Source organism: Paramesorhizobium leguminum (assembly GCF_003217235.1).
GTDB classification, from domain to species: domain Bacteria; phylum Pseudomonadota; class Alphaproteobacteria; order Rhizobiales; family Rhizobiaceae; genus Paramesorhizobium; species Paramesorhizobium leguminum.
In genome coordinates this window covers 143,642-169,768 of the sequence record NZ_QJTF01000005.1, presented here as the reverse complement: position 1 = coordinate 169,768, position 26,127 = coordinate 143,642, and the positions used below count along the sequence as shown (strand labels likewise).

General features: G+C 57.8%; 26 protein-coding genes and 1 tRNA gene. 12 read left to right on the top strand and 15 right to left on the bottom strand.

Translation table 11 applies throughout. The annotated features are described in order from the left end of the window. The first annotated feature begins 34 nt into the window (after positions 1 to 34). The 6 genes from rho (at position 35) to C7477_RS06240 (ending at position 7,526) form a co-directional block, all read left to right on the top strand. Positions 35 to 1,300 (top strand): transcription termination factor Rho, encoded by a 1,266-nt coding sequence (rho, locus tag C7477_RS06265; RefSeq protein WP_110750165.1) that lies wholly within the window; start codon positions 35 to 37, stop codon positions 1,298 to 1,300. Between the two features lie 134 nt (positions 1,301 to 1,434). Beyond that, complete coding sequence (gene mnmE / locus C7477_RS06260; RefSeq protein ID WP_425373524.1) at positions 1,435 to 2,760, top strand: tRNA uridine-5-carboxymethylaminomethyl(34) synthesis GTPase MnmE; 1,326 nt, start codon at positions 1,435 to 1,437, stop codon at positions 2,758 to 2,760. A gap of 408 nt (positions 2,761 to 3,168) precedes the next feature. Further along, the gene (mnmG, locus tag C7477_RS06255) at positions 3,169 to 5,064 is read left to right on the top strand and encodes a tRNA uridine-5-carboxymethylaminomethyl(34) synthesis enzyme MnmG (RefSeq protein ID WP_110750127.1); all 1,896 of its coding nucleotides are present in this window, start codon (positions 3,169 to 3,171) and stop codon (positions 5,062 to 5,064) included. Then, a complete protein-coding gene (rsmG, locus tag C7477_RS06250) occupies positions 5,061 to 5,738 on the top strand; it encodes a 16S rRNA (guanine(527)-N(7))-methyltransferase RsmG (protein ID WP_110750125.1) in 678 nt (225 codons plus the stop codon). Before mnmG ends, rsmG begins: the two co-directional genes overlap by 4 nt. 21 nt (positions 5,739 to 5,759) lie before the next feature. Continuing rightward, positions 5,760 to 6,557: a ParA family protein gene (locus tag C7477_RS06245; RefSeq protein ID WP_110750123.1), complete on the top strand. Its 798-nt coding sequence runs from the start codon at positions 5,760 to 5,762 to the stop codon at positions 6,555 to 6,557. Between the two features lie 87 nt (positions 6,558 to 6,644). After that, the gene (locus tag C7477_RS06240; RefSeq protein WP_110750120.1) at positions 6,645 to 7,526 is read left to right on the top strand and encodes a ParB/RepB/Spo0J family partition protein; all 882 of its coding nucleotides are present in this window, start codon (positions 6,645 to 6,647) and stop codon (positions 7,524 to 7,526) included. Positions 7,527 to 7,734: 208 nt separating this feature from the next. Here C7477_RS06240 and holA read toward each other — a convergent pair whose 3' ends face one another. From holA to C7477_RS06200, 8 genes are all read right to left on the bottom strand, one after another. After that, complete coding sequence (gene holA, locus C7477_RS06235; RefSeq protein WP_110750118.1) at positions 7,735 to 8,781, bottom strand: DNA polymerase III subunit delta; 1,047 nt, start codon at positions 8,779 to 8,781, stop codon at positions 7,735 to 7,737. A gap of 105 nt (positions 8,782 to 8,886) precedes the next feature. Next, the gene (locus C7477_RS06230) at positions 8,887 to 9,681 is read right to left on the bottom strand and encodes an ABC transporter ATP-binding protein (RefSeq protein WP_110750116.1); all 795 of its coding nucleotides are present in this window, start codon (positions 9,679 to 9,681) and stop codon (positions 8,887 to 8,889) included. Further along, positions 9,678 to 10,559, bottom strand: a complete 882-nt coding sequence (locus C7477_RS06225; RefSeq protein WP_110750114.1) for an ABC transporter permease — start codon at positions 10,557 to 10,559, stop codon at positions 9,678 to 9,680. Before C7477_RS06225 ends, C7477_RS06230 begins: the two co-directional genes overlap by 4 nt. A 209-nt stretch (positions 10,560 to 10,768) precedes the next feature. Continuing rightward, positions 10,769 to 11,722, bottom strand: a complete 954-nt coding sequence (locus C7477_RS06220; protein ID WP_110750112.1) for an ABC transporter substrate-binding protein — start codon at positions 11,720 to 11,722, stop codon at positions 10,769 to 10,771. Positions 11,723 to 11,904: 182 nt separating this feature from the next. Next, the gene (locus tag C7477_RS06215; protein WP_146226072.1) at positions 11,905 to 12,267 is read right to left on the bottom strand and encodes a hypothetical protein; all 363 of its coding nucleotides are present in this window, start codon (positions 12,265 to 12,267) and stop codon (positions 11,905 to 11,907) included. Continuing rightward, positions 12,224 to 12,685: a Panacea domain-containing protein gene (locus C7477_RS06210; protein WP_110750108.1), complete on the bottom strand. Its 462-nt coding sequence runs from the start codon at positions 12,683 to 12,685 to the stop codon at positions 12,224 to 12,226. Before C7477_RS06210 ends, C7477_RS06215 begins: the two co-directional genes overlap by 44 nt. A 199-nt stretch (positions 12,686 to 12,884) precedes the next feature. Continuing rightward, a tRNA-Arg gene (locus tag C7477_RS06205) sits at positions 12,885 to 12,961 on the bottom strand. Between the two features lie 114 nt (positions 12,962 to 13,075). Further along, a complete protein-coding gene (locus tag C7477_RS06200; protein WP_110750106.1) occupies positions 13,076 to 14,239 on the bottom strand; it encodes a M20 aminoacylase family protein in 1,164 nt (387 codons plus the stop codon). Positions 14,240 to 14,487: 248 nt separating this feature from the next. On the opposite strand from C7477_RS06200, the gene C7477_RS06195 reads away from it, so the two are divergent. Both C7477_RS06195 and C7477_RS06190 read left to right on the top strand, forming a co-directional pair. Then, positions 14,488 to 15,681 (top strand): D-alanyl-D-alanine carboxypeptidase family protein, encoded by a 1,194-nt coding sequence (locus C7477_RS06195; RefSeq protein WP_245411741.1) that lies wholly within the window; start codon positions 14,488 to 14,490, stop codon positions 15,679 to 15,681. A 3-nt stretch (positions 15,682 to 15,684) separates the two neighbouring features. Further along, entirely contained in the window at positions 15,685 to 16,830 is a 1,146-nt protein-coding gene (locus C7477_RS06190) for a CobW family GTP-binding protein (RefSeq protein WP_110750104.1), read from the top strand. A 259-nt stretch (positions 16,831 to 17,089) separates the two neighbouring features. Here C7477_RS06190 and C7477_RS06185 read toward each other — a convergent pair whose 3' ends face one another. The 6 genes from C7477_RS06185 to C7477_RS06160 all read right to left on the bottom strand — a co-directional run bounded on the left by C7477_RS06185 (position 17,090) and on the right by C7477_RS06160 (position 22,067). Then, positions 17,090 to 17,815: an outer membrane protein gene (locus tag C7477_RS06185; protein WP_110750102.1), complete on the bottom strand. Its 726-nt coding sequence runs from the start codon at positions 17,813 to 17,815 to the stop codon at positions 17,090 to 17,092. Positions 17,816 to 18,044: 229 nt separating this feature from the next. Next, positions 18,045 to 18,287: a sulfurtransferase TusA family protein gene (locus C7477_RS06180; RefSeq protein ID WP_181418359.1), complete on the bottom strand. Its 243-nt coding sequence runs from the start codon at positions 18,285 to 18,287 to the stop codon at positions 18,045 to 18,047. A 20-nt stretch (positions 18,288 to 18,307) separates the two neighbouring features. Then, positions 18,308 to 19,618: a L,D-transpeptidase family protein gene (locus tag C7477_RS06175; protein WP_425373523.1), complete on the bottom strand. Its 1,311-nt coding sequence runs from the start codon at positions 19,616 to 19,618 to the stop codon at positions 18,308 to 18,310. Positions 19,619 to 19,806: 188 nt separating this feature from the next. Next, the gene (locus C7477_RS06170; protein WP_110750100.1) at positions 19,807 to 20,760 is read right to left on the bottom strand and encodes an acetyl-CoA carboxylase carboxyltransferase subunit alpha; all 954 of its coding nucleotides are present in this window, start codon (positions 20,758 to 20,760) and stop codon (positions 19,807 to 19,809) included. Between the two features lie 213 nt (positions 20,761 to 20,973). Then, positions 20,974 to 21,903: a site-specific tyrosine recombinase XerD gene (gene xerD, locus C7477_RS06165; protein ID WP_110750098.1), complete on the bottom strand. Its 930-nt coding sequence runs from the start codon at positions 21,901 to 21,903 to the stop codon at positions 20,974 to 20,976. Continuing rightward, the gene (locus tag C7477_RS06160) at positions 21,900 to 22,067 is read right to left on the bottom strand and encodes a histidine kinase (protein WP_110750096.1); all 168 of its coding nucleotides are present in this window, start codon (positions 22,065 to 22,067) and stop codon (positions 21,900 to 21,902) included. The genes xerD and C7477_RS06160 overlap by 4 nt, the downstream gene beginning before the upstream one ends. A gap of 137 nt (positions 22,068 to 22,204) precedes the next feature. Here C7477_RS06160 and C7477_RS06155 point away from each other — a divergent pair, with 137 nt between their 5' ends. Beyond that, positions 22,205 to 22,810: a shikimate kinase gene (locus C7477_RS06155; protein ID WP_425373526.1), complete on the top strand. Its 606-nt coding sequence runs from the start codon at positions 22,205 to 22,207 to the stop codon at positions 22,808 to 22,810. Next, on the top strand, positions 22,807 to 23,925 hold the full coding sequence (aroB, locus tag C7477_RS06150) for a 3-dehydroquinate synthase (protein ID WP_110750093.1): 1,119 nt from the start codon (positions 22,807 to 22,809) through the stop codon (positions 23,923 to 23,925). Before C7477_RS06155 ends, aroB begins: the two co-directional genes overlap by 4 nt. Before the next feature lie 3 nt (positions 23,926 to 23,928). On the opposite strand, the gene C7477_RS06145 is transcribed toward aroB, so the two are convergent. Then, positions 23,929 to 24,243 carry a BolA family protein gene (locus tag C7477_RS06145; RefSeq protein ID WP_110750091.1) on the bottom strand — a complete coding sequence of 105 codons (315 nt, stop codon included), beginning with the start codon at positions 24,241 to 24,243 and terminating at the stop codon, positions 23,929 to 23,931. Positions 24,244 to 24,411: 168 nt separating this feature from the next. On the opposite strand from C7477_RS06145, the gene C7477_RS06140 reads away from it, so the two are divergent. Both C7477_RS06140 and cobS read left to right on the top strand, forming a co-directional pair. Further along, a complete protein-coding gene (locus tag C7477_RS06140) occupies positions 24,412 to 25,038 on the top strand; it encodes a J domain-containing protein (protein WP_110750089.1) in 627 nt (208 codons plus the stop codon). Between the two features lie 100 nt (positions 25,039 to 25,138). Next, the gene (gene cobS, locus C7477_RS06135) at positions 25,139 to 26,125 is read left to right on the top strand and encodes a cobaltochelatase subunit CobS (protein ID WP_110750087.1); all 987 of its coding nucleotides are present in this window, start codon (positions 25,139 to 25,141) and stop codon (positions 26,123 to 26,125) included. Positions 26,126 to 26,127: the final 2 nt, after the last annotated feature.

Below are 26,127 nucleotides of genomic sequence, written 5' to 3'. Positions count from 1 at the left end.
TTCTTCTTTCCCACTGAAATCGAGCCTCGCACCTATGCAGGAAATGAAACTACAAGAACTAAAGAACAAAACCCCGGTTGATCTCCTGGCTTTGGCGGAAACGCTGGAAGTGGAGAATGCGAGCGTCATGCGCAAGCAGGAGTTGATGTTCGCGATTTTGAAGCAGCTTGCCTCGCAGGAGGTGGAAATCATTGGCGAAGGCGTCGTCGAAGTGCTGCAGGACGGGTTCGGCTTTCTGCGGTCTGCCAATGCCAATTATCTGCCAGGGCCGGACGATATCTATATTTCGCCGTCGCAGATACGTCGATTTTCCTTGAAAACGGGCGATACGGTAGAAGGACCGATTCGTGGCCCGAAGGAAGGTGAGCGCTATTTCGCTCTGCTTAAGGTCAACACGATCAACTTCGACGATCCGGAAAAAATCCGTCACAAGATCCATTTCGACAATTTGACGCCGCTTTATCCGGATGAGCGGTTCAAGATGGAGTTGGATAATCCAACGACCAAGGATAACTCCGCCCGCGTGATTGATCTTGTGGCGCCGTTAGGCAAGGGGCAGCGCGGATTGATCGTCGCGCCGCCGCGTACCGGCAAGACTGTCCTTCTCCAGAACATCGCGCATTCGATCACGGCCAATCACCCGGAATGCTACCTGATCGTGCTTCTGATCGACGAGCGCCCGGAAGAAGTGACCGACATGCAGCGCTCGGTGAAGGGCGAAGTCGTTTCCTCGACATTCGACGAACCGGCATCACGCCATGTCGCGGTGGCGGAAATGGTTATCGAGAAGGCGAAGCGGCTGGTTGAACATGGCCGCGATGTTGTGATCCTGCTCGATTCGATCACGCGCCTCGGTCGCGCTTACAACACGGTTGTTCCTTCATCCGGCAAGGTGCTCACCGGCGGCGTCGATGCCAATGCGCTGCAGCGCCCGAAGCGCTTCTTCGGCGCTGCTCGTAATATCGAGGAAGGCGGATCGCTCACCATCATAGCCACGGCGCTGATCGATACCGGCAGCCGCATGGATGAAGTGATCTTTGAAGAGTTCAAGGGTACCGGCAATTCCGAAATCGTGCTCGACCGCAAGGTGGCTGACAAGCGCATCTTCCCGGCGATGGATATTCTCAAGTCCGGCACACGCAAGGAAGATTTGCTGGTTCCTCGCCAGGATCTGCAGAAGATTTTCGTGTTGCGCCGTATCCTTGCGCCGATGGGAACGACCGATGCGATCGAGTTCCTGATCGACAAGTTGAAGCAGACGAAGAGCAATGGCGAGTTCTTCGATTCCATGAATACCTGATTTGCGGCACGGCATGTCATGAACTGGAATAGCCCGCGGCAATCAACCCGCGGGCTTTCTCGTATTTGGTCGAATGCAATGCTTGAATAGCGCGGTTGGGATTTGATTCGCTTACGCAACGAATGATGAATGACATGCAGTCAGTTTTTCGCGATACGATCTTTGCCCTTTCCAGCGGCCGGTTACCCTCCGGTGTCGCGGTTATCCGTTTATCCGGGCCAGATGTTCGATTCGTTATCGAAACGATTATGTCTGGTATGCCAGAGCCAAGGAAGGCGACTTACCGTTCATTTCATTCGCGAGATAGCGAGCTTCTGGACCGTGGGCTTGTCATCTATTTTCCTGGTCCGGGCAGCTTCACCGGGGAGGATTGCGCCGAGTTTCATTTGCACGGCGGCGCGGCAGTGATCGATCGGTTTTTGTCGGAGCTTTCGAGTTTCAAGAACTGCCGCATCGCGGAGCCAGGCGAATTCACGCGCCGGGCGTTCTCCAATGGCAAGATGGACTTAACGGTTGCCGAAGGCTTGGCGGACTTGATTGCGGCGGAAACGGAAAGCCAACGCCGCCTGGCTTTGCAGGCGGCATCCGGTGTGCAGCATGGCCTTTATATGGGCTGGCGTAAGGAATTGCTGCAGGCGCGCGCGCTCATTGAGGCGGAACTCGACTTTGCCGATGAGTCTGATGTCCCGGGTTCCGTGTCGCAACAAGTCTGGCGGAATATGGATGACCTGACCGTGCGAATAGACAAGCACCTCGCAGATGGAAAAAGAGCATCAATATTCCGTGACGGACTACACGTCGCGATCGTTGGCGCGCCCAACGCCGGCAAGTCCAGCCTCTTGAACCAGCTGGCTGGTCGCGAAGTGGCAATCATATCGGAAGAAGCGGGTACGACCCGTGACCTGATTGAGGTAAAATTGGATCTTGGCGGTATCCCGGTCTTCGTTACGGATACGGCAGGGATAAGGGAAGCAAGCAGCGTTGTGGAGAAGATCGGTATCGCACGCGCCCATGAACGCGCTGCATCGGCTGATGTTGTGCTGTTGCTTGAAGATATGTGCGACCCGGAACAGGTCGCGCTATCGGACATAGAAGGGGAAATCTGGCGCATTGGCAATAAAATGGATTTGCCGGGTGCTGATATGCAGACTGCTTTGGACTACCGCATTTCAGCGCGATCCGGTGAAGGCATCGATGAGCTTATCGACGCGATCAGGCAGTTCGCCGAAGCGAAAGCCGGGACAATCAGCGACGCATTGCCCACCCGCCGCCGCCACATGAACCTTTTAGAAGCAGCCAAACTGAACATCGTCGAGGCAATTGAAGGTGAATCGCTGTCCTTGGAGTTGCGGGCGGAGCACCTGCGCCGTGCGAGCCAGACTCTAGGGAGAATTACGGGCGATGTGGATGTTGAGGATATTCTCGATGTGATTTTCTCCCAGTTCTGCATCGGCAAATGATTCACGTGAAACATTTTGGCATGCGCGCCATTCTATAATCTCAACGGTCACTGTGGGCCTATGCCGATGGCTTCCACTGTAAGTTGGATGGAATAGAGTTAGGTAGGGCCGGAAGGGCATCGCTTCTTCGAACGGGAGTTTTCATTTTGCATACGCCGTCCCGAACGACGATAAGGGCGACGAAGATGTAAGCACTCAGAGCGCATAATACCGCCGTCCGCTAGCCTTCCATCACTATTGGAACAACGTTCCGAGCAATGTTTCACGTGAAACAATCTGTGGAATCCATAAAGTTTGCTTGACTCACCAAAATTGCCACAGCGGCGTCTGCTCCATACCGATTTCAACCAAACGTCATTTCATCAAAAATCGATTCCGATTTCCCGCCAAATGCGATAGAGCTTGGGCATGACACAGATATTCGATGTAATCATTGTAGGGGGAGGGCACGCGGGCTGCGAGGCTGCGGCGGCCTCTGCTCGTTTTGGCGCGCGGACAGCGCTCGTTACCCATCGGTTTGATACGATTGGCATTATGTCCTGCAACCCGGCCATTGGCGGGTTGGGAAAAGGACATTTGGTCCGTGAGATCGATGCACTCGACGGTTTGATGGGTCGCGTGGCAGATGCCGCGGGCATTCAGTTTCGTTTGCTCAATCGGAGAAAGGGACCGGCGGTCCGCGGACCACGGACCCAAGCGGACCGAAAGCTCTATGCCCAGGCAATGCAGCAAGCGATTGCCAATCAGGATAATCTTGCCGTCATTGAAGGCGGTGTGAACGATCTGCTCGTCGAAGATGGGATGGTTTCCGGCGTTATACTGATGAATGGGCAAACGCTTCAATCCAGAGCGGTGGTGTTGACTTCCGGCACTTTTCTGCGGGGACTTATCCACATTGGCGAAAGGAAGATCCCGGCGGGGCGTATGGGAGAGCAGCCGGCGCTTGGCCTTTCGGATAGGCTGAAAGCATGTAACTTTGCGCTCGGAAGATTGAAGACCGGGACGCCGCCGCGGCTCGACGGCCGTACCATAGATTGGGCCGGCCTTGATATGCAAAAGCCGGATGATGAGCCGGTACCGTTCTCCCTGATGACGGACAGGATCACTACGCCGCAGATCGATTGTGGGATCACGCGGACAACGCCCGAAACGCATGCGGTCATTCGCGCGAACTTGCACCGTTCGGCGATGTATTCCGGATCGATCGAAGGGGTGGGACCGCGCTATTGCCCGTCAGTAGAAGATAAGATCGTAAAGTTCGGTGATCGCGACGGCCACCAGATATTCCTGGAGCCGGAAGGGCTCGACGATCACACGGTTTATCCGAATGGGATTTCCACTTCGCTGCCGGAAGAGGTGCAGGTGGCGCTGTTGAAGACTATCCCCGGGCTGGAACGCGTAGTCATGCTGCAGCCCGGTTATGCCATTGAATACGATTATATTGACCCGCGTGAGCTTGAGCGCAGCCTCGAGGCGCGAAAAATTCGTGGCCTTTTTCTCGCCGGGCAGATCAATGGCACGACTGGCTATGAGGAGGCGGCGGCTCAGGGACTGCTCGCGGGGCTGAATGCAGCGCGGAGGGCGGCAGGTGTGGAGCCGGCAGTTCTGTTGCGCACGGAGGCCTATATTGGCGTGATGGTCGATGATCTGACGTCGCGCGGTGTCAGCGAGCCTTATCGGATGTTTACGTCGCGGGCTGAGTTCCGGCTTTCTCTTCGAGCCGATAATGCTGATCAGCGTCTAACTCCCTTGGCTGATGGGCTTGGCATACTCGGAGAGACTCGGAGAAGCCTTTTTGCAGAGCGGCAAAAAGAGCTCAATGCAGCGCGCGACCTAACCAAACAGCTGTCCTTGACGCCAAGCATGGCGGCGAAACATGGGCTGCATCTAAACCAGGATGGTATCCGCCGCTCCGCCTACGATATGCTTGCTTACCCGGACATCGACCTCACGCGCTTGCAGAAGATTTGGCCTGAAATTCAATCTTTCGATCGTGTTACCGCGGAAGCGCTTGAAATCGAGGCACAGTACGCAGTTTATCTAGAGCGGCAGCAGGCGGATATTGCGGTCATGGAGCGGGAGGAACAGCTTTTGATCCCGGTCGATCTTGTGTTTGACGCAGTTCCAGGACTTTCCAACGAGTTGAAGCAAAAGCTTCGTCTAAGAAGGCCGCGGTCGATTGCCGAGGCGCAGCGGATTGAAGGTATGACGCCTGCCGCCCTGGCGCTGATCATCACGCAGGTGCGCCGTCAACAATCTGATGGGCGCCGGAAGGTGGGAACTCGGGAGCATGACGTCGCATGAACGGAGAGCGATTCTCGACGCTGCGGAATCTCGTTCCGGTTGTTTCACGTGAAACATTCGAATCGCTCGAATCGTTCGAGGCACATTTCCGTAAATGGTCTTCCGCTATCAATCTCTCTTCGCCTGCGACGCTTCCGCATCTTTGGGAACGACATATTCTCGATAGCGCGCAGCTATTCTCTTTAGCGCCTGATGCGCGGAAATGGCTCGACATCGGTTCGGGCGGTGGGTTTCCGGGTGTGGTGCTGGCAATTCTCTTGAAAGAACGGGTGGGTTCATCAATCGATCTGGTGGAGAGCAACGGTAAGAAAGCCGCATTTCTGCGAACTGCAATAGCGCAAGCGGGTGCTCCCGGGCAGGTTCATGCCCGCCGCATCGAAGCGATGTGGGATAATGTTCAGGCACCGGACATTATAACGGCGCGTGCGCTTGCTTCTTTGCCGGAATTGCTCTCGCTCGCCGAGCCATGGCTAAAGGAGGGTGCTACCGCGCTTTTTCAAAAAGGCCGGGAATATCGTCGAGAAATCGAGGAAAGCCGTGACGCTTGGGACTATGATCTGATAGAACATTCAAGTGCCATCGGAGAGGGATCAGTCATCCTTCAGATCAGCAATTTGAGAAGAATTGGGCAGAACAGTCGGACCGGACAGAATGCCACTGCCTCCAATGCATGAGCCGAAAGCCAGGGTGACAGTATGATGAACCAAACCCGTATCATAACAATTGCCAATCAGAAGGGCGGTGTCGGTAAAACGACGACGGCTATCAATCTGGCAACCGCGCTTGCCGCGATTGGAGAAATGGTTCTGATCGTCGATCTCGATCCGCAGGGCAATGCCAGTACCGGCTTGGGTATTGACCGCCGCAATCGCGATTATTCTTCCTATGATGTCCTCACCCAAGGCTCGACCGTGGAGGAGGCGGCTATTGCGACTGACGTTCCGAATCTCTTTATCGTTCCCTCAACGCTTGATCTGCTTGGCATCGAGATGGAAATTGCGCAAGCACCGGACCGGACGCGCCGCTTGAGGGATGCGCTCCGCTTCGATTCTCATGTGGCCGAGCGATATAGCTATATACTTGTCGATTGCCCGCCGTCGCTCAACCTGTTGACGCTCAACGCCATGGCGGCGGCCGACTCGGTGCTGGTGCCGCTGCAATGCGAGTTTTTCGCTCTGGAAGGCTTGAGCCAGTTGCTTGAGACAGTCAACCAGGTGCGCAATTCGCTCAATCCGGAACTGTCGATACAGGGTATCGTGCTGACCATGTTTGACAGCCGCAACAACCTGGCCTCGCAGGTGGTGGATGATGTGCGCTCCTTCATGGGTGAGAAGGTTTATCGCACCGTTATCCCGCGTAATGTGCGAGTCTCGGAAGCGCCATCGCATGGCAAGCCGGCAATTTTGTATGATCTAAAATGCGCGGGCAGCCAGGCTTATCTTCAACTGGCGTCGGAAGTTATTCAGCGCGAGCGGCAGCTAAGGGCAGCATAAATCCTAATGCAGCCGGATAAAACTTATCCCATAGCGCATAACTGGATTTAGATTGATTCGAATACGAAACAGATGTGAGTGCTTGAGATGAACGAAGATCCTTCAAAAAAACGTCTTGGCCGGGGATTGGCGGCTTTGATCGGCGAAATGGATCGGCCGGCCGAGCCAAAAAAGCCCGCTTTTCAGATGGAGCGACAGGTTCCAATCGAGTTCATTCGTCGCAATCCACGCAATCCGCGCCGTGCCTTTACCGAGGCCGAGCTGTCGGATCTGGCGCAATCGATCCGCGAGCATGGTGTGGTGCAGCCCGTCGTGGTGCGTCCGGATCCGGAACATCCGGATCGTTATTGGGAGTTGATTGCCGGCGAGCGCCGCTGGCGGGCGGCGCAGAAGGTCGGGCTAACGAAGCTGCCGGTCATTATCCGCGATGTGGATGACCGGGTCGCGCTCGAGCTCGCCATCATCGAAAACGTCCAGCGCTCTGACCTCAATCCCGTTGAAGAGGCCGCGGGCTATCAGCAACTGATCGAGGGGCATGGTTACACCCAGGCTGATTTGGCAAACGTTATCGGTAAGAGCCGTAGTCATGTCGCGAATACGCTGCGACTGTTGAAACTTCCGCAGAACGTCCAGGACATGATTACGAATGGTTCGCTCTCAGCTGGGCATGCTCGTACATTGATCACGGCGGAAAACCCGGCGGCGCTTGCCGAGCAGATCGTGCGCGAGGGGCTTTCCGTGCGTCAGGCGGAAGCGCTGGCCCAGACGCAAGGGAAGGGGCCAGATGAGCCGAAGGCGGAAAGAACGCCGGCCCAGAAGGATGCGGATACCAAGGCGCTAGAAAAGCTACTCTCGGACGTGATGGGGATGAAGATTGATATCAACCATCGCCAAAAGGGCGGCGAGGTGCGCATCCGCTATAGCTCACTGGAGCAGCTTGATGAGGTTTGCCGACGGCTGCAGAGTTAATGCGGTTTTAACGTTGTTCACAGAGTGAAAACGGGAATGTTCAGGAATGGATTCCAGTGACAAGTACTGGAATCCATTTCTCAACACGCCTTACTGGGAGCGAGTTCATAAGGCTGTGATTTTAATCCGTCTTGATAAGATAGCATGGTTGAATGGCATCCAACCCTGCCTTTTCTGATTCGTATCCGGAACAATTCCCGCCGCCTCGTTACCCTCGACTGGCGCGGGCGGCTTCTACGGTGAGGGCAAGCAACGCCTGTCGGATGAGGGGCACTGAAAGAGCCGCGTTCTGGCGGCTTTCCAAAACAGTTTTCTGCAGCCGCTCCATCGCCTTGGAAAGGCGTTCACCGGTCCAGCGAGAAAGTGCGGTTTCAATAATCTTGCGGCGGTTGAAGAAAATCGGCGGCTTGGCGGAGGCTACAACGGTGGTTGCGCTCTTACCCTCTGCTTCCATGGCATAACGCAGCATTTGGAGTTGCTGGAACTGCCGCATCGTAGCAGTGAGCACAAGGAATAGCGGAGAGCCGGATTTGACCGTCCGGTCGAAGGAGCTGCTGAAACGCGAGATATCGCCGATAAGGATCGCGTCGGCGATATCATCGTGTGACATCGCGCTGACATCGCCTATTGCCTCACGCACGTCGTCAATCGTTATCCGGTCCTTGCCATGGGCATAGAGACAGAGCTTTTCCAATTCTCCACGCGTGGCCAGACGATCGCCGCCTAGATTGTCGCGCAGTAGTTGGCGTGCGTCGAGAGCCATCTGCAGGCCTTCGCGGGAGAGAACGTCATCGATAACGGTGTCTATCCCGCGCGAATCATCGCTATAACAGGGCAACGCCATGGTGGACGAAGCGCCTTCGATGATCGTGCGCAGGGCCGCGCCTTTTTTAAGATCTCCCGCCTCGATGAGAATGCGGGCATCCGTCGGCGGCTCCGCAGCCAGATGCTTCACGGCTTCAGCCAGGCCCTTTTGCCCAGCCGCATTGCGCACCCAGATCAGGCGCTCGCCACCAAACATGGAGATGGTGCGTGCTTCGTCGCCAAGCCTCGCCGGATCGGCGTCTATATCGTCCGCTTCAAGACGGATGACGGCGAAGGGATCATCGAGCGGCAACCCGGTCGAACGCGCGAAGACGGCTGCGCGCTCGCTGACGAGCCCCTTGTCCGGCCCATAGAGCAGCACGATGGCCGATGACGATCGGGCGGGGCTTTTAAGAAAGCTATCGACTTCGTGGGATTTTCTTTGAGCCATGGTTGGATTCAGTGAATGGGGAATAGTGAATAGTCAATGGTTGGATAAAAGCCAATTGACCGACGCGGAGCAGAAACCTCTCCCGTCACCATTCACCATTCACCATTATCCAATCAGCAACTCATCGTCGTCCAGGCTTTGCCCGCGAACGCGGCGGAACATTTCGATGAGGTCTTCGACGCTCAGATTCTTCCTGTTGTCACCGGTGACATCGAGAACGATATTGCCGCCATGCAGCATGATGGTGCGGGTGCCGAAATCGAGCGCCTGACGCATGGAGTGGGTCACCATCAATGTGGTCAGCTTGTTCTCGCGCACCAGCGACTGGGTGAGTTCCATCACATATTCAGCCATGCCGGGATCGAGCGCCGCCGTATGCTCATCGAGAAGCAGCACCTCGGAGCCGGCGAGCGTGGCCATGACCAGAGACAGCGCTTGTCGCTGACCGCCGGAGAGGAGCTCCATTCGGTCATGCATGCGATTTTCGAGGCCGAGATTGAGCGCGGCGACGCGTTCGCGGAAATGGTCGCGGCGCTTCTTGCCGAGTGCCGGCGCGAGGCCACGCGTCTTGCCGCGAGCGGCGGCGAGGGCCAGGTTCTCCTCGATGGTAAGCGCGCCGCAACTGCCCGCCAGCGGGTCCTGGAACACGCGCGCCACAAGTCCCGCCCGGTCGGCGGTCGGCTTGCGGGTGACGTTCTGGCCGCCGATGACGACCTTGCCCTCAGTCGGCAGCACGTCGCCCGCCAGCACGCCGAGTAGGGTCGATTTTCCGGCGCCGTTCGAGCCGATGACAGTGACGAAGGCGCCTTCGTCAATCGTCAGATTAATGCCGGATAACGCCTGTTTCTGTAGCGGGGTGCCGCGCCCGAAGGTAACGCCCAAATTGGAAAGTTCGATCATTTGGCGGCTCCTCCACGACGCAGGCGGGGCAAGACAAGCGCGATGGTGACGAGGACGGCGGTGACGAGATTGAGGTCTGATGCCTGCAGCCCGATGAAATCGCTCGACAGCGCGAATTGGATGGCGATGCGGTAGATGATGGAGCCGCCGACGCAGCCGATGAGCGCGATCAGCAGCAGGCGGCTGCGGAACAGCGTCTCGCCGATGATGACGGCGGCGAGGCCGACGACGATGGTGCCGACGCCGGCGGTGACATCAGCAAAGCCGTTGGTCTGGGCGAAGAGCGAGCCGCCGAGTGCGACAAGCGCATTAGAAAGCGCCATGCCCAGATAGATCTGCCGGTCGGTCCTCACCCCTTGCGCGCGGGCCATGCGCGGGTTGGCGCCGGTGGCGCGCATGGCGAGGCCCATGTCGCTCTCAAGAAAGCGCCATACGAGCAGCACCATGATGGCGACCAGCACGGCGAGGAAGAGCGGACGCACATAGTAATCTGGGAGGCCCAGCCCATAGAAGGGCGAAATCATCGTGTCCTGATTGATCAGCGCCACGTTTGGTCGGCCCATCACGCGCAGATTGATCGAAAAGAGCGCGGTCATGGTCAGGATCGAGGCGAGGAGGTTGAGGATATGGAAGCGGAGGTTCAAGGCGGCGGTGACAAGCCCGCCGGCCGCGCCAGCCAGCATCGCAGCCGCCGCGGCCACCCAGGCATTGATGCCCGCGAGGATCAGAACGGCGGTCACGGCGGCGCCGAGCGGGAACGTGCCATCGACGGTCAAATCGGGAAAATCGAGCACGCGGAAGGCGAGGTAGACGCCAACCGCGACAAAGGAAAAGACGAGGCCCAGTTCGACCGCACCCCAAAAGGCGATCTGGCTCACTGTGAACGATCCTTCAAAATGACTTCCTTTCCGTATCGGGCTGGCAGGCCCATGCGCCCAAAGTTTCCCGGCGCTGCTACCAAAAACGCGGCGGCGAAAGGCTCGCCGCCGCGTTCAATGGAAAATTATCGCGCAGATGTCCATAAGTTCTTGCATTAGCCGCGTGATCTTATCCGAAAAGTCTGCAACTTTTCGGGATCATGCTCCTACTACTTGATGACCTTGGTCGCGCGGTCGATGACGGCTTGCGGCAGTTCCACGCCCATCTTCTTCGCGGCGGCAAGGTTTACGACGAGATCGGTGCCCTTGGCGACCGTGACCGGGATGTCGCCGGGCTTTTCGCCGTTCAGAACCTTGGCGACGATGGCGCCGGTCTGCTTGCCGACATCCTTGTAGTTGAAGCCAAGCGCTGCAAAGGCGCCACGGTTGACGGAATCCGTATCGGCGGCAAAGAGCGGCAGCTTGTTTTCCTCCGCCACCGCCACCGCGCCTTCGAGCGCGGAGACGATGGTGTTATCGGTCGGAACATACATGACGTCCGCGCGGCCGACGAGCGCGCGCGCCGCGCCCTGCACATCGGCAGACTTGGTGGCCGCTGATTCCACCACCGTCAGGCCCCCCTTCGCGGCGGCTTCCTTCAAGGCGGCGAGCAGCGAGACTGAATTGGTTTCGCCGGGATTATAGAGGAAGCCGATGGTCTTGGCCTTGGGCAGGATTTCCTTGATCAAGGCGACATGATCGGCAACAGGTGACATATCGGAAAGGCCGGTGACGTTGCCGCCGGGCTTCTCCATGTTCTTCACCAGTTGCGCGCCGAGCGGATCGGAGACAGCGGTAAAGACCACGGGGATATCGCGCGTCGCGGAAACCATGGCCTGCGCCGAAGGGGTGGAGATCGGCACGATCACATCCGGAGCATCGCCGACGAACTGGCGGGCGATCTGCGCCGCGGTGGCGGCATTGCCCTGCGCGGACTGATAGACGAATTTCAGGTTCTCGCCTTCCTTGAAGCCAGCCTCGGCAAGCGCTTCCTTCACACCGTCGCGCGTGGCGTCGAGCGCCGGATGCTCGACGATGGCCGTTACGGCGACAGTCACGTCCTTGGCCAAAGCCGGGGTTGCAAGAGCGGTGGCGGCAAGAAGCGCCAGTATGATCGAACGCATGAAAATCTCCCTGTTTTAGCGTCCACGAAAAGTTAAAAACCCGGCAGCTGAAATCAACGCGCCTTGAACAGACGCTGCGGTTCATTTGTTCCCCCGGTTCTTGGGAGATATCATTACGCGAGGAGATTTCGTCATGCAAATGATACGAAGGGGGAAGCGAGGTGAAAGGCAGAACACGGAGGCTATTCTGGCCTGAATTTGCCGTTCCATTTGTTGATAATGAGCTCAGTGATCGTATAAATGTGATCCATGCTCCATCTCCGGCCTAAGGCGACTACGAGGATGATCTCCAATATGCCGACCATAAGGGGACCCGACCACGTTTCCATGTCTTTGAATGTGAAGACATCAAGCACCAGAATTAAAACGAAGAACCAAATAAAGCGTTCTTCCTTCCGCGAATTCCGCTCGGCCTCTAAATCTTGTTGAAGTGATGAAATAGCTTCGTATGTAGGGGCGGGCGACGGATAATCGTCGTCATTTTCCAACCCCTTCATTAAATCAGGCGCTCTTTTTAGATGTTGCCCTTCGGATTCGCTTTTCATATTCCCCTTTTATGTCTTGATCAGGAATTTTTATACCCATCATGTGTCGTTGGTAATGCTGAGCCCAAGCCCCGTGGGGTTGATGAGTAATTTCAACTAATACCGAGGGACTTCTGTCTCCAATCTGCCTGAGGACTTCATTTATAGCAGTACGTTGAGTGCTTCCAATGGGGAAACTGGGTACGCCGAAAATGTCTGGTATAGGCTTGTTACCATATGCCTTAACCTTAGCGTAAAGACTTGGCTCTACAGGACCCAAATCCCACGCTTGGAAAGTACCATCTATCAATGGCTGGTCATACATACCCAGATGCACCATATGAGAAAGATAGACGAGCTTTTGCAACGGCAAATTGCTTAGCTGCCAATTCTTGGATTCGCAGATTGTTTTTGCAGCACGCAGAGTGTTTATACCCATACAACCTACCTCCTTTCTAATAGCAGCGTATCGATTCGTTCGACATATAGGTAATCAGCCGAGTCAAGTCATTATCGATGTAAAAAAATAAAAAATCTACAGAAAACACTGACGCTTAAGAAGCTTCTGACACCGCCTTTTGATGGTGCGGTGCATAGCTTCTGTTCAGATAAATCATTGTATAACATATTGATTTTATTGGTGATCCCGACTGGATTCGAACCAGTGACCCTCAGATTAGGAATCTGATGCTCTATCCTACTGAGCTACGGGACCACATTTTTTAGCCGCATGATCTCATCTGAAAAGCTAGTTAACTTTTCAAGATCATGCTCAAGCCACACATACCCATTTTCGCGCCGCTAGCCAAGCCTGTATACGGCTGTGATTTTACGCCGCAAGCGCCTCTTGCGCCAGCGTCACCCAATAGCTGATGCCGTGGGGGATGGCGTTGTCGTTGAAATCGTAGGCGGGATGATGCAGCCCGGGGGTTTCGCCATTGCCGATGAAGATGTAGGCGCCGGGGCGGGCTTCGAGCATGTAGGAGAAATCCTCCGCCGCCATCATGGGCGGGATCGTGGCATTGACCTGGGCGTCGCCAGCAACCTTTCGCGCGACATCAGCAGTGATATCGGTCTCGGCGTCATGATTGAAGGTCACGGGATAGTTGCGGTGATAGTTGACCTTTATTTCCGCGCCGGTCGCCGAAGCGATGGCCGCCGCATAATCGCGGATCTTGCCTTCGGCGAAATCCCGCGTCTCCGGCTTGAGCGTGCGCACCGTACCGCAGATTTCCGCCGTTTCCGGGATGACGTTATAGGCTTCGCCGGCGTGGAACTTGGTGACTGACAGCACCAGCGCATCGAGCGGATCGGCGCCGCGCGAGACGATGCCTTGCAGGAAGGTGACGAGCTGCGCGCCCGTAACGATTGGATCGATGGTGCGGTGAGGCTGTGCCGCATGGCCGCCCTTGCCCTTGATATGGATGGTGAATTCGTCGGTCGCCGCCATGATGGGACCCTTGCGCATGGCGAAGGAACCGACGGCCAAGCCCGGCAGATTGTGCATGCCGTAGACCGATTCGATGCCGAAACGGTCCATCATGCCGTCCTTGACCATGGCGAGGCCGCCCGCGCCGCCTTCCTCCGCCGGCTGGAAGATCACCGCGACCTGGCCCTTGAAGTTGCGCGTCTCGCAAAGATGCTGCGCGGCGCCCAGTAGCATGGCCATGTGGCCGTCATGGCCGCAGGCATGGGCGCGACCGTTGGTTTTCGACATCCATGGCTTGGCTGAGGTTTCTGTGATGGGCAGGGCATCCATATCCGACCGCAGGCCGATCGTGGTACCCTCGCCATGCCGGCCATGAATAAGGCCGACCACGCCGGTGCGGCCGATGCCGGTAACAACTTCATCGCAACCGAAAGTCCGCAATTTTTCCGCCACGAAACGCGCCGTTTCATGCACATCGTAGAGCAGCTCGGGGTTCTGATGGAGCTGGCGGCGCCATTCAGACACTTCCTGCTGCATTTCGACGGCGCGGTTCAACAATGGCATTTACAATGGCTCCGGCTTGGAAGGGACACGTGAAACATTATGAGATTTCGTGGGCGGGGAACAATGGTCTTTGCCTTTTCCCTGCCACATGGGATAAATAGGCCCATTGTTTCCCGACGTGAAGCCCTGTTCGGGTGCGCGTCGTTCAATTCCGCTCATGTGGGTGGTCGCCCGCGTCGGGTGCGGCGGCGCCACAGGTGCGGGTGTGCTCTCATCCGGTCTCCCTTATAGACAAGGAACAGGTGCAAATGCTCAAACTCGACGGCGCGCGTGACATATCGAGAGTTCTGGCAATCTGGACAATGGCCATCGCCCTTGCGGCAACCGGGGGTTCGTCCGCGTTTGCCCAGCCTGCGCCCGCGCCCGCTCAGCATTCGCCTGCCCGGCCCGCTGTTGCCATTCCCTCGATTGTAGTGGATGTCGGCACTGGCCAGGTTCTTTCGCAGGAGAACGCCTTTGCGCGCTGGTATCCCGCATCGCTGACGAAACTGATGACGGCCTATGTTACCTTCCGGGCGCTGGCGAGCGGGCAGGTGACGCTCAATTCACCCGTGCGCATGACGGTCAACGCTTCCAAGGAGCCGCCGAGCAAGATGGGTTATAAGCCGGGCTCGGTGATGACGCTCGATACGGCTCTCACCATCATGCTGGTCAAATCGGCCAATGACGTGGCTGTGGCGGTCGGCGAGGCGATTGGCGGCACGGAGGCGGGCTTCGTCAAGCGGATGAATGCGGAAGCGCAGCGCCTTGGCATGTTCGGCACGCATTTCGCCAATCCGAACGGGCTGCAAGACCCCAATAATTATTCGACGGCGCGCGACCTTGCAGTTCTGGCGACGCAGATTCGGCGCGAATTTCCACAATATGCGCATTATTTCTCGACCGAAGCGATCGATCCCGGACAAGGCAAGAAGATTACGGCGAACTACAATATTCTGCTTGGCCGGTTCGACGGATCGGACGGCATGAAGACAGGGTTCGTCTGCGCATCGGGCTTCAATCTGGCCGCCACCGCCACTCGCAACCGCCGCACGATCCTTGCGGTGGTTCTTGGCGAACCGAGCCAGGAGTCACGCGCGGTAAAGGCGGCGCAGCTTCTCACCCAAGGGTTCCAATCGACCGGCGCCGGCGCGGAGACATTGGCGACGCTTCGTCCATACGGGGCGCATCTGGCGCAGGTGACGGATATGCGCGCGGCGCTCTGCAGCCAACAGGCGCTTGCCGACCGCTGGGATGGCCGGGATGTCGAGGGCAAGTTGAAACTCAATTCGCCCTATATCCATGCCATGGCGGGAGAGCCCAAGGCGGTGCAAGTCGGTCTTATCGGCGCGGCGCAGGCGCCCAAGCCCGGCGTCATCAACATTTCGCAGGTTCCGGTGCCACAGCCCAGGCCGAGCCTTGTTCCCCGCGCGGCACAGGCCGTCACCAATCAAGGCGGTTGATCAATGAATCTTCCCGCGCAGGCCATCCCAGTCTCGGTGCTGACCGGTTTTCTCGGTTCCGGCAAGACCACGCTTTTGAACCGGCTGCTGAAGGACCCGGCACTGAGCGACACGGCTGTCATCATCAATGAATTCGGCGATGTCGGCATTGATCATCTGCTGGTTGAGCAATCGAGCGAGGGCATCATCGAATTATCCGATGGTTGCCTGTGCTGCACTGTACGCGGCGAATTGGTCGATACGCTGGCGGGCTTGATTGATCAGCTGCAGACAGGCCGGATCAAGCGTCTAAAGCGTATCGTGATTGAAACGACGGGGCTCGCCGATCCTGCCCCTGTGTTGCAGGCGGTGATGGGGCATCCCGTTCTGATGCAGGCTTTGCGGGTGGATGGCGTTATCACCACGGTCGATGCCGTTAACGGCATGGCGACGCTCGACGCCCATATGGAAGCGGTCAAGCAGGCGGCGGTCGCTGATCGGATCGTCATTACCAAGGCGGATCTTCCCGAATCGCGTGACGGGCTTGGGAATTTGCGGCTGAGGCTCTCTTCCCTCAATCCCGCGGCGGACGTGATCGAGGCGAGTGATTCGCGCGCCAATTACGCTGCGCTGTTCGAATGCGGGCTCTATAATCCAGAGACGAAAAGTGCCGATGTTCAGCGCTGGCTCAAGGCCGAAGCCTTCGATCAACAGGACGGCCATCATCACCATCATGAGCATCATGACGGGCACGACAATGATCACCACCATCATGACGTCAACCGGCATGATGCCTCGATCCGCTCCTTTTCGTTGAAGCATGACAAGCCGGTGCCGTTCGCGATTTTCGAGATGTTTCTCGATCTCCTGCGTTCAGCGCATGGAGAAAGGCTCCTGCGAGTCAAGGGCATTATTGAAATTGCCGAGGATCCTGACCGGCCGCTGGTCATCCACGGCGTCCAGCAGATATTCCATCCGCCGGCGCGGCTTGCGGCATGGCCAGAGGGGAAGCATGAAACGCGGCTGGTGATGATCACCAAGGATTTGCCGGAAAGCTATGTCCGGCAGCTGTTCGATGCGTTTCTGGGGCGTGTTCAGGTCGATACGCCGGATCGCGTGGCGCTGACCGACAACCCGTTGGCGATTCCCGGCTATTCCGCCAAGGGCTAGAGCATGATCCCGAAAAGTTGCAGACTTTTCGGATAAGATCATGCGGCTAAAACAAAGACTTAGAGCGGGATGCCCGATTCAACTTAATTGCATACCGCTCTAAATCAGCCGCCAGAGTCAGCAGTTCATAAAAAGAAAAGAGCCGCCTGACTGGAGAAAGGCGGCTCTTCGTTCGTTCCCGGTATAGTCTTTGTCTTAGCGCATGGCCCCGAAAAATCTACGACTTTTCGGGGCCATGCCAAGTTTGGAACGTGTAGTTCTAGAACTTGTAGTTCAGGCCGACGCGGACGGTGTGGAACTGGACGTCGTTTTCAAGGTTGAAGCTGGATCCGCCAGCCGAGACGTCGATCAGGTCGCGCTTGCCGAGGTCGGTGTAGAGATATTCGCCCTTGACCGTCCAGTGGTTGTCAATGGCGTACTCAGCGCCGGCGCCAACAGTCCAGCCAGCCTTGGTCTTGGAGCTGGACTCGCCAACAGTGTCAACGCCATCGGTGACGCTGTAGGAGGACTTGACCTTGCCATAGGCGAGACCGCCGGTTCCGTAGACGAGGAGGCGTTCGGTGGCGGCATAACCCAGGCGGGCGCGCACGGTGCCGAACCATTCGACTTCGGTTTCACCCTTGGCGGTGAGTCCGTCGAGATCACCGGAGATGTCGCCCTTGACGGTCGAACCCTGAAAATCAGCTTCCGCGCCGAGCACAATGCCATTGCTGAGCTGGTAGTTGTAACCGGCCTGAACGCCGCCGACAAAGCCATCGGCATCGAAATCAACCGAGTCGGAGAAAGTTTCGTCTTCGATGCTCAAAGAGAACGGATGCTTGAACTCGCCGCCGGCATAACCGGCATTGAGACCGATGTAACCGCCGGTCCAGGAGAAGGTGTCGGCAGCAGCGGCTGGCGGCGTCGGCTCAGAGACGATGGCATCAGCAGCCATTGCCGAGGTTGCGAAGAACAATGCCGTGGAAGCCAAAAGTGCGATTTTCATTTCATATCCCCGAATTGAATTGGATGGCCCCCGATAGCGCCGGCCGGGTCAAATGTCTGTCACCAAACTGCAACACTGCGTTGCATTGTATGTGCAGAAACTAAATTTGCTGAAGCTCAATTAGTAAACGATATTGCCGATCCGCTTAGCGTTCGCGGGCATCGTTGCTGTCGCAAACGCTCATCCAGGCACGATGGCACTGCGGGCGCATCACGAAAAAGTGAGGTATTTAACCCGCCTTGCGGATGAGGAAATGATGCCCTCTATCGAGAGCTTCGATCGCGATCAGCGTGTGGCCATTTTCGGCACAGAAATGCGGAATATCGATTGCCGCCAACGGGTCGCTGGTTTCGACCCGCAAAAGGGCATGGGGTGGCATCGCGCGCAATTTCCGTTTCGTTTTCAGCACCGGCAGAGGGCAGTTCAGGCCTCGGAGATCATAAATCTCGACGGAATCATCTTTTTCAGCCACGGGTGCCGTCCTGCCGGTCGCTAGCGGCCAAGCACTTTCCACCAGGATTTCTTCTCTGGTGCCGCTTCGGCGGATTGCACCGCGCCCGATGCGGAGACGGTTGCCGTTGTCCCGGTTGGGAGGCCTTCGAGGGAGGTGATAGTTACCGTTCGCGAAGCTGGATTGGGCTGTGGTACAGGCGTAGCGGCAGCGGTCTGCGTAGCGGGTATGGCCGATGGCTGCGGCGCAGCAGGCACCTGCGGCGTTGATGCAACCGTCGCGATTGTTGGCGCTTGTGCGGCGGGCGCCGTCTTGGCGAGCATGGTTGGCGCGGCAATACCCGGAGCGTTCGGCTTTTCGGCGGAGGCGGGGGACAGGGAAGGCGGCTCGCGAGAAACCTTCACGCCGCGGGCGCGCGCCGCGCTCCAGGCGGAGACGAGCTTTGCCTCTTCCAACCCGGCGATCGTCGGCGCGGGCGATTTCTTGCTTGAGCTGCTCTCAGCCGCCGAAAACGCGGTTTCGAAGGTCTTCTGATAGCTCATATATGAGACGCGCGCGGCATCGGGCTGGCCCACGGGCGGGCAGGCCGCGTCAGGCTCGATGCCTTCCGGCCCTATCGCGGTGTTGTTGAATTCATAGCGTTTTTCGCAGACATCCACCTTGGGCGGAACCTTGTTGACCTCGAAATGGTCGTGACCTTCCTTCAGCATCTTCCAGAAGGGATAGTTCAGGTCGTTGCGGTAGCGCGCCATGTTCGCTGCCGTCATGCGGAAGGGAAAGGCCTGAATCTGGAATCCTGCCTGACCGCCGCGAAACGCATCGCGTGCGAAGGCGTAAATCTCTGCTACCTGCTCGTCGCTCATGGAATAGCAGCCTGACGATGAACAGGCGCCATGCACCATCAGATGCTGGCCGGTGCGACCGTTGACGCGGTCATAGGCATTGGGAAAGCCGATATTGAAGGCGAGATAATAGCTCGATTTCGGGTTCATCTGTGCCGGGCGGACGGTGTAGAAACCCTCGGGCGCCTGACGGTCGCCTTCGATATATTTGGGGCCGAGCTTGCCAGACCATTTGCAGATGTCATAGGAGGTTATGATGTCGTAGCGCCCGTTATCCTTGCGCTTCCAGACTTCAAGCTGGCCCTCTTCCTTGAAGATGCGGATCAGGATCGGCGAGGTGGTGGTCATCCCCTTCGCCTTCATCTTCATCACGATCTTTTGCGGCAGCTGTTTTTCTGCCTTGGGCGAGATATCCTCAAGCGATTTACCCTGGCACCCGGCCAGCAAGGCGGATGCCATAAAAAGGGCAAGTATGCCCTCGGAAGCAAACAATACGCTCTTAAACTTCATGTCCCTCTCGCCCCTCAAGCGGTCCTCTGCCCCCTAAGAATGCTTTAACAGCAAAACCTTTCGGTACCGTTGACGAATCCTTACCGAGGCAAACCTCCGATCACAGTGATGTCATCGGCGGGGACAATCTGTCAACGCACCTTGCGCGGCGGATTTATGGCGAAGGGGATGGAATTCGGCGTCGCGCTTTAAATATTCCGTCCGATGGCGAGATATTTCGCGCGCCGTTCCTTTTTAAGCGTTTCGCCGTCCACTCCGGACATGGATTTGAGCGCGGCGGCGATTGTATCGCCGGTGGCGTTCATCGCAGCTTCCTTGCCGCGATGAGCGCCGCCCATCGGTTCGGGAATGATGCCGTCGATGATCTTCATTTCCAAAAGATCCTGTGCCGTTATCCGCATCGACGTGGCGGCGTCCCTGGCTCGTGTGGAATCATGCCACAGAATCGAGGCTGCGCCTTCCGGCGAAATCACCGAATAGATCGAATGTTCGAGCATATAGACGCGGTTGGCGGCGGCAATCGCGATGGCGCCGCCGGAACCGCCTTCGCCGATGACGACCGAAACCATCGGAACGCGCAGATTGAGGCAGGCGGCGGTCGAGCGGGCAATCGCCTCCGCCTGTCCGCGCTCTTCCGCGCTGACGCCGGGATAAGCTCCCGCCGTATCGACCAGCGTTACCACCGGCAGGCCGAAACGATCGGCCATCTCCATGATGCGGACGGCCTTGCGGTAGCCTTCCGGCCGGGCCGAGCCGAAATTATGCTTCAAACGGGATTTGGTGTCGGCGCCTTTTTCCAGGCCGATAAGCGCAACCGCTTCGCCCCTGAAACGGGCAAAGCCGGCCTGGATGGCCTCGTCCTCGGCGAATTTGCGGTCGCCGGCGAGCGGGGTGAATTCGGTGAAGAGGCTGCGCACATAATCAAGGCAGTGCGGACGATCCGAATGGCGGGCGATCTGCGCCTTCTGCCATGGCGTCAGCTTGCGATAAAGATCCCGCAACGCGTCGGCGGAGCGCTTTTCAAGGCGGGCGATCTCATCGCCCATCTCGACACTGCCGCTTTCCTGCGAAAGCTTCTTCAGCTCGAGGATCTGACCTTCGAGGTCGGCGACGGGTTTTTCGAAATCGAGGTAATTGTGCATATGGCCTGACTATTTGTACGCGACTAAAGTCCAAATGTGTTCGGGTCTTATGAGGATTGTTCCTCGACATCCCTTGTTCTTCGCAAATCCGGACGGAAAAACGCTTCCCACTTCTCCTGGATTTGCTTCTATATATGGGCTTGCCATGCTGCAATCGGCAGTCAAAAGGAGATTGGAGCCCGCAAGTCCGCGTTTCTCATAGCGGTAGTGGGCTCAATCGGCAAGCGGATGATGCTTTGCTACCAGTTGATGCAGCCTTTCCTCCAGCACATGGGTATAGATTTGCGTGGTGGAAATATCGGAATGGCCGAGCAATTGCTGCACCGCGCGCAAATCGGCCCCGTTTTGCAATAGATGGCTGGCGAAGGCATGGCGCAACACGTGCGGCGAGACCTTGGCTGAGGAAATACCGGCGCGGGCGGCAAGCAACTTCAACTCGCGGGCAAAGACCTGCCGCGCCAGATGGCCGCTTTCCGAAAAGGCCGGAAACAGCCAGGGATTGGCCTCGCTGCCTGGTTGCGCGTCGCGCAGGCCGAGATAGCGGGTCATGGATTGGCGCGCCGTCATCGACAGCGGTACCATGCGTTCCTTGGCGCCCTTGCCGCGTATCAGCAAGAACCGATGGTCGGAGCGGGCGACTGTGACAGGCAGACTTACAAGTTCCGAGACACGCATACCGGTGGCATAGAGCGTTTCGATCAGGGCATGGAGGCGCGTGGCGCGTAAAGTGTCGGCGCCGGGGGCCGCATCCGGTTCATCCGCCTCCAGCTTTGCCCGGTCGAGGAGGCGGCCCACGGCGTCCTCGCTCATGATCTTGGGCAGCGGGCGCTCTTTCTTCGGCGCGTCGAGAATGCCGGTCGGATCGTCCTGGCGGAACCCTTCCGTAAAGAGAAAGCGGAAGAATTGCCTCAGAGCGGAAAGTCGCCGTGCCTGCGATGTCGCGGCAAAGCCTTGGCTGGCCATTTCATCCAGATAGGCCCGGATATCGCTTGATGCGGCATCGGGCAGACGCACGCCTCGCGCGGCCAGGAATTCGGCGACCGATTCCAGATCGCGGGCGTAGGAGGCTAGCGTGTTTTCCGCCGCTCCGCGCTCCGCGCTCATCATTTCGAGGAAATTTTCGATTGCCGCCGCGGATCTCATTGCTTTCCCGTGGTCTCGGGCTTTGGAGCGAGCTTTTCGGAAGGAATGCGAATGGTCATCTCGCTGGTGGCAGGCTGAACGAAGGTGACGAGTGCCAGCATTGCGCCATAGACAAGCAGGGCAATGACTGCAAGGGACAGGAGAAGGCGTGTCAGTGTCGGCATTCTTCACTTATGCTGCGGGCGCGTAACGAATGCAAGGAGCGCGAACAAGAGCGAACAATGCCGTTATTCTAACCATATGTGACGGACATTCTTTACAAACCGATCGTTTTCATGTGGAAACGCTCACCATGAATGCAATGGACGATCAGGCGCCAAACCGGAATCAGGCAGCCGCTGTTAGAGAGCAGCTGGGCGCGCGCCCGCTCGTGCTTGTGGGACTGATGGGTGCCGGCAAATCGACCGTCGGCAAGAAAATCGCGAGTCTGCTCGCACTGCCCTTCCATGATGCCGACGATGAAATCGAAGCCGTGTCGCGAATGACCGTTCCGGAACTTTTCGAGGCTTATGGCGAGCCTGAATTCCGCGATCTTGAACGGCGGGTGATCCAGCGTATGCTGGAAGCGGGACCGATGGTGCTGGCGACGGGCGGCGGAGCATATATGAATGCGCAGACGCGCGAGGCAATTGCCGCTTTCGGCATCTCGGTCTGGCTCAAGGCCGATCTCGATCTGCTGATGGAGCGCGTCTCGCGGAGGCAGAACCGGCCATTGCTAAAAAACAGCAATCCGCGCGGGGTCATGGAAAAACTGATGACCGAGCGCTATCCCATTTATGCCACGGCCGACCTGACCGTCATCTCCCGCGATGAGAAAAAGGAAGTCATCGCGCAGGAAGTGATCGAGGCGCTGTCCCGCCATCTGGGGATAGCTGAAGAGACCGAAACAGGAAATACGCCGCTATGAGTCCAGAGTCGCCCGAATTCACCACCGTTCCGGTTTCGCTTGGCGAGCGTTCCTATGACATATTGATCGGTCCGGGGCTGATCGCGCGCGCCGGCGAGGAGATCGCTCGGCGGCTCAAGGGCGCGCGCGCGGCTATCGTCACGGACGAGAATGTAGCTGGGCATTATCTCGATGCGCTGATGGAGAGCCTCAAGTCGGCTGGAATCGCCGCGACGCCTGTCATCGTCGCCCCAGGCGAAAAGTCGAAGGGGTTCGCCACGCTCGAAATAGTAACGAACGCCGTGCTAGCGGCAAGGCTGGAGCGCGGCGATGCGGTGATCGCGCTTGGCGGCGGCGTCATCGGCGATCTCGCCGGATTTGTGGCAGGCATCGTGCGGCGCGGTATGAATTTTATCCAGATGCCGACATCGCTTTTGGCGCAGGTCGATTCGTCCGTCGGCGGCAAGACCGGCATCAATACTGCCTATGGCAAAAATCTGGTCGGCGTCTTCCACCAGCCGCAACTGGTGCTCGCCGATACGGATGCGCTCGACACCCTGAGCCCGCGTGAATTCCGCGCCGGTTATGCCGAAGTGGCGAAATACGGGCTGATCGACCAGCCGGAGTTCTTCGCCTGGCTGGAGGCGAACTGGAAACAAGTGTTTGCCGGCGGATCTGAGCGCATTGACGCCATCGCCATTTCCTGCCGCGCAAAGGCCGCCGTGGTGGCGCGGGATGAGCGGGAGAACGGCGACAGAGCGCTTCTCAATCTTGGCCACACATTCGGCCATGCGCTCGAAACCGCCACGGGCTATGATTCGAGCCGTCTGGTGCATGGCGAGGCTGTCTCCATCGGCATGGCGCTCGCGCACCGGTTCTCGGCGCATATGAACCTTGCTAGCCCGGATGATGCCGCCCGGGTTGAGGCGCATCTGAAGGCCGTCGGCCTGCCGGTTTCGATATCGGGAATCCCCGGTTCGCTTCCGCCGGCGGAAAAGCTGATGGACTATATTGCACAGGACAAGAAGGTAGCGCGCGGCGCGCTGACGTTCATCCTGACGCAGGGTATCGGGCAGGCCTTCATCGCGAAGGATGTGCCGTTCTCGGCGGTGCTTGGCTTTCTTCAAGGAAAGTAGCAGCTACCGCCGCGTCGTCTCGCCGGGTGCTGATGGCTCCAGCGCCAGCGCATGTACACCGCTTTCAAGTTCCTCCTTCAGAGTTAAGTTTATGGCGCGGTGGCGGGCGACGCGGTCCATGCCGGTGAAGGCATCCGAGACGATGCGGACACGGAAGTGCGTTTCACCACGCCCGTCGAACGCGTCGTGGTGGCCGCTGTCGTTATGATGGTGACCGGCGTGTAGGTGGCTTTCATTGATGATTTCGAGGGATTGAGGCGTGAAGGCGCTTCTCAGTTTTGCCTCAATGGTCGTCTGTTTAGAAACGGGAATGGACATTTATTCCTCCTGCCCCCATATAGTGGCCTCCACCCCCCATTGTGAGATCGTGACCTGGCTCAAATTCGCGCATGATAGCGATTATTTTGACGATTCAGGCGTTACGACCATCATGGGGAAAATGTCAATTCTTGTTTAGCCAGCCGATATTCTCATAATCCTGATTCGATGAAACCGAATTCAAAACTTTTCGACAGCATTCGTATCCGCCCAAAAAAGGAGGCGGAGGCAGAATCGCGCGTACCAAAATGCCAGTGGAATGGCTGCGATGAACCGGGAACGCACCGCGCGCCTGTCGGACGGATGAAGGAAGGCGAGTATTTTCACTTCTGCATTGATCATGTTCGCCAATATAACAAGAACTTCAATTATTTCTCCGGCCTCTCGGATTCCGATATCGCCAGTTTCCAAAAGGACGCCGTGACGGGCCATCGCCCGACGTGGTCGGCGGGGGTGAATGCGGCCGCGGCAAAAACAGCGCCTGAGTTCGCCCAGGTGCGTTCGGGCCGCGCGGCCTACCACAACAAGATGGGCGATCCGTTCAATCTGTTCGGCGAGGCGAAGGCGCGCGCTACCGCAGCGCCCAAGGCGCGCAAGGCCAAGCCACTGGAGGCGAAGGCGCTTCAAACCCTCGGTCTTGACGCAAATTCGACTGGCGAACAGATCAAGTCGCGCTATAAGGAACTGGTAAAACTCCATCATCCGGATGCGAATGGTGGAGACCGGGGTTCCGAAGACCGGTTCCGCGATGTAATCCAGGCTTATCAATTGTTGAGACAGGCCGGGTTTTGCTGAAGCGGCGCTTCACGCGGAATTGAATGGCCTGCTCAAGGCCCTCCCGGATTCGATTGCGTTGTAATCTGCGGCGGGTCTTCCTCCCCCGCTTGGAGGCATGATGAACAAGGTTGAACGGGATATCGCCAATCTGCCGGACAAGACGGTTTCGGTGCGTGACGTCTTCGGGATCGATTCCGACATGACCGCGCCGGCCTATGCGGCGGGCGATGCCTATGTGCCGGAAATCGACCCGGACTATCTTTTCGACCGGCAGACGACGCTCGCCATTCTGGCGGGGTTCGCCTTTAACCGGCGGGTGATGGTGTCGGGCTATCACGGCACCGGCAAATCCACCCATATCGAGCAGGTCGCCGCCCGTCTCAACTGGCCTTGCGTGCGCGTCAATCTCGATAGCCATGTCAGCCGTATCGATCTCGTCGGCAAGGATGCCATCGTCGTGAAGGACGGGATGCAGGTCACCGAGTTCAGGGACGGCATCCTGCCTTGGGCCTACCAGCACAATGTCGCGCTGGTGTTCGACGAATACGACGCCGGTCGTCCCGATGTGATGTTCGTGATTCAGCGCGTGCTGGAATCGTCGGGTCGTCTGACACTGCTCGACCAGAGCCGCGTCATCCGCCCGCACCCGGCGTTCCGCCTGTTCTCCACCGCCAACACGGTCGGCCTCGGCGATACGACCGGACTCTATCACGGTACGCAGCAGATCAACCAGGCGCAGATGGACCGCTGGTCGATCGTCACGACGCTCAACTATCTGCCGCATGATAATGAGGTTGCCATCGTTCTGGCCAAGGCCAAGCACTACCAGACCCCGGAAGGCCGCGATATCGTCGGCAAGATGGTGCGGGTTGCGGATATGACCCGCGCGGCCTTCATCAATGGTGATCTTTCCACCGTCATGAGCCCGCGTACGGTGATCACCTGGGCGGAAAACGCCGATATCTTCAAGGATGTCGGCTTCGCTTTCCGCCTGACCTTCCTCAACAAATGCGATGAGCTGGAGCGTCCGACGGTGGCTGAGTTCTACCAGCGCGCCTTCGGCAAGGAATTGCCGGAGTCGGCGGCAAACGTGGTTCTGGGGTAAGA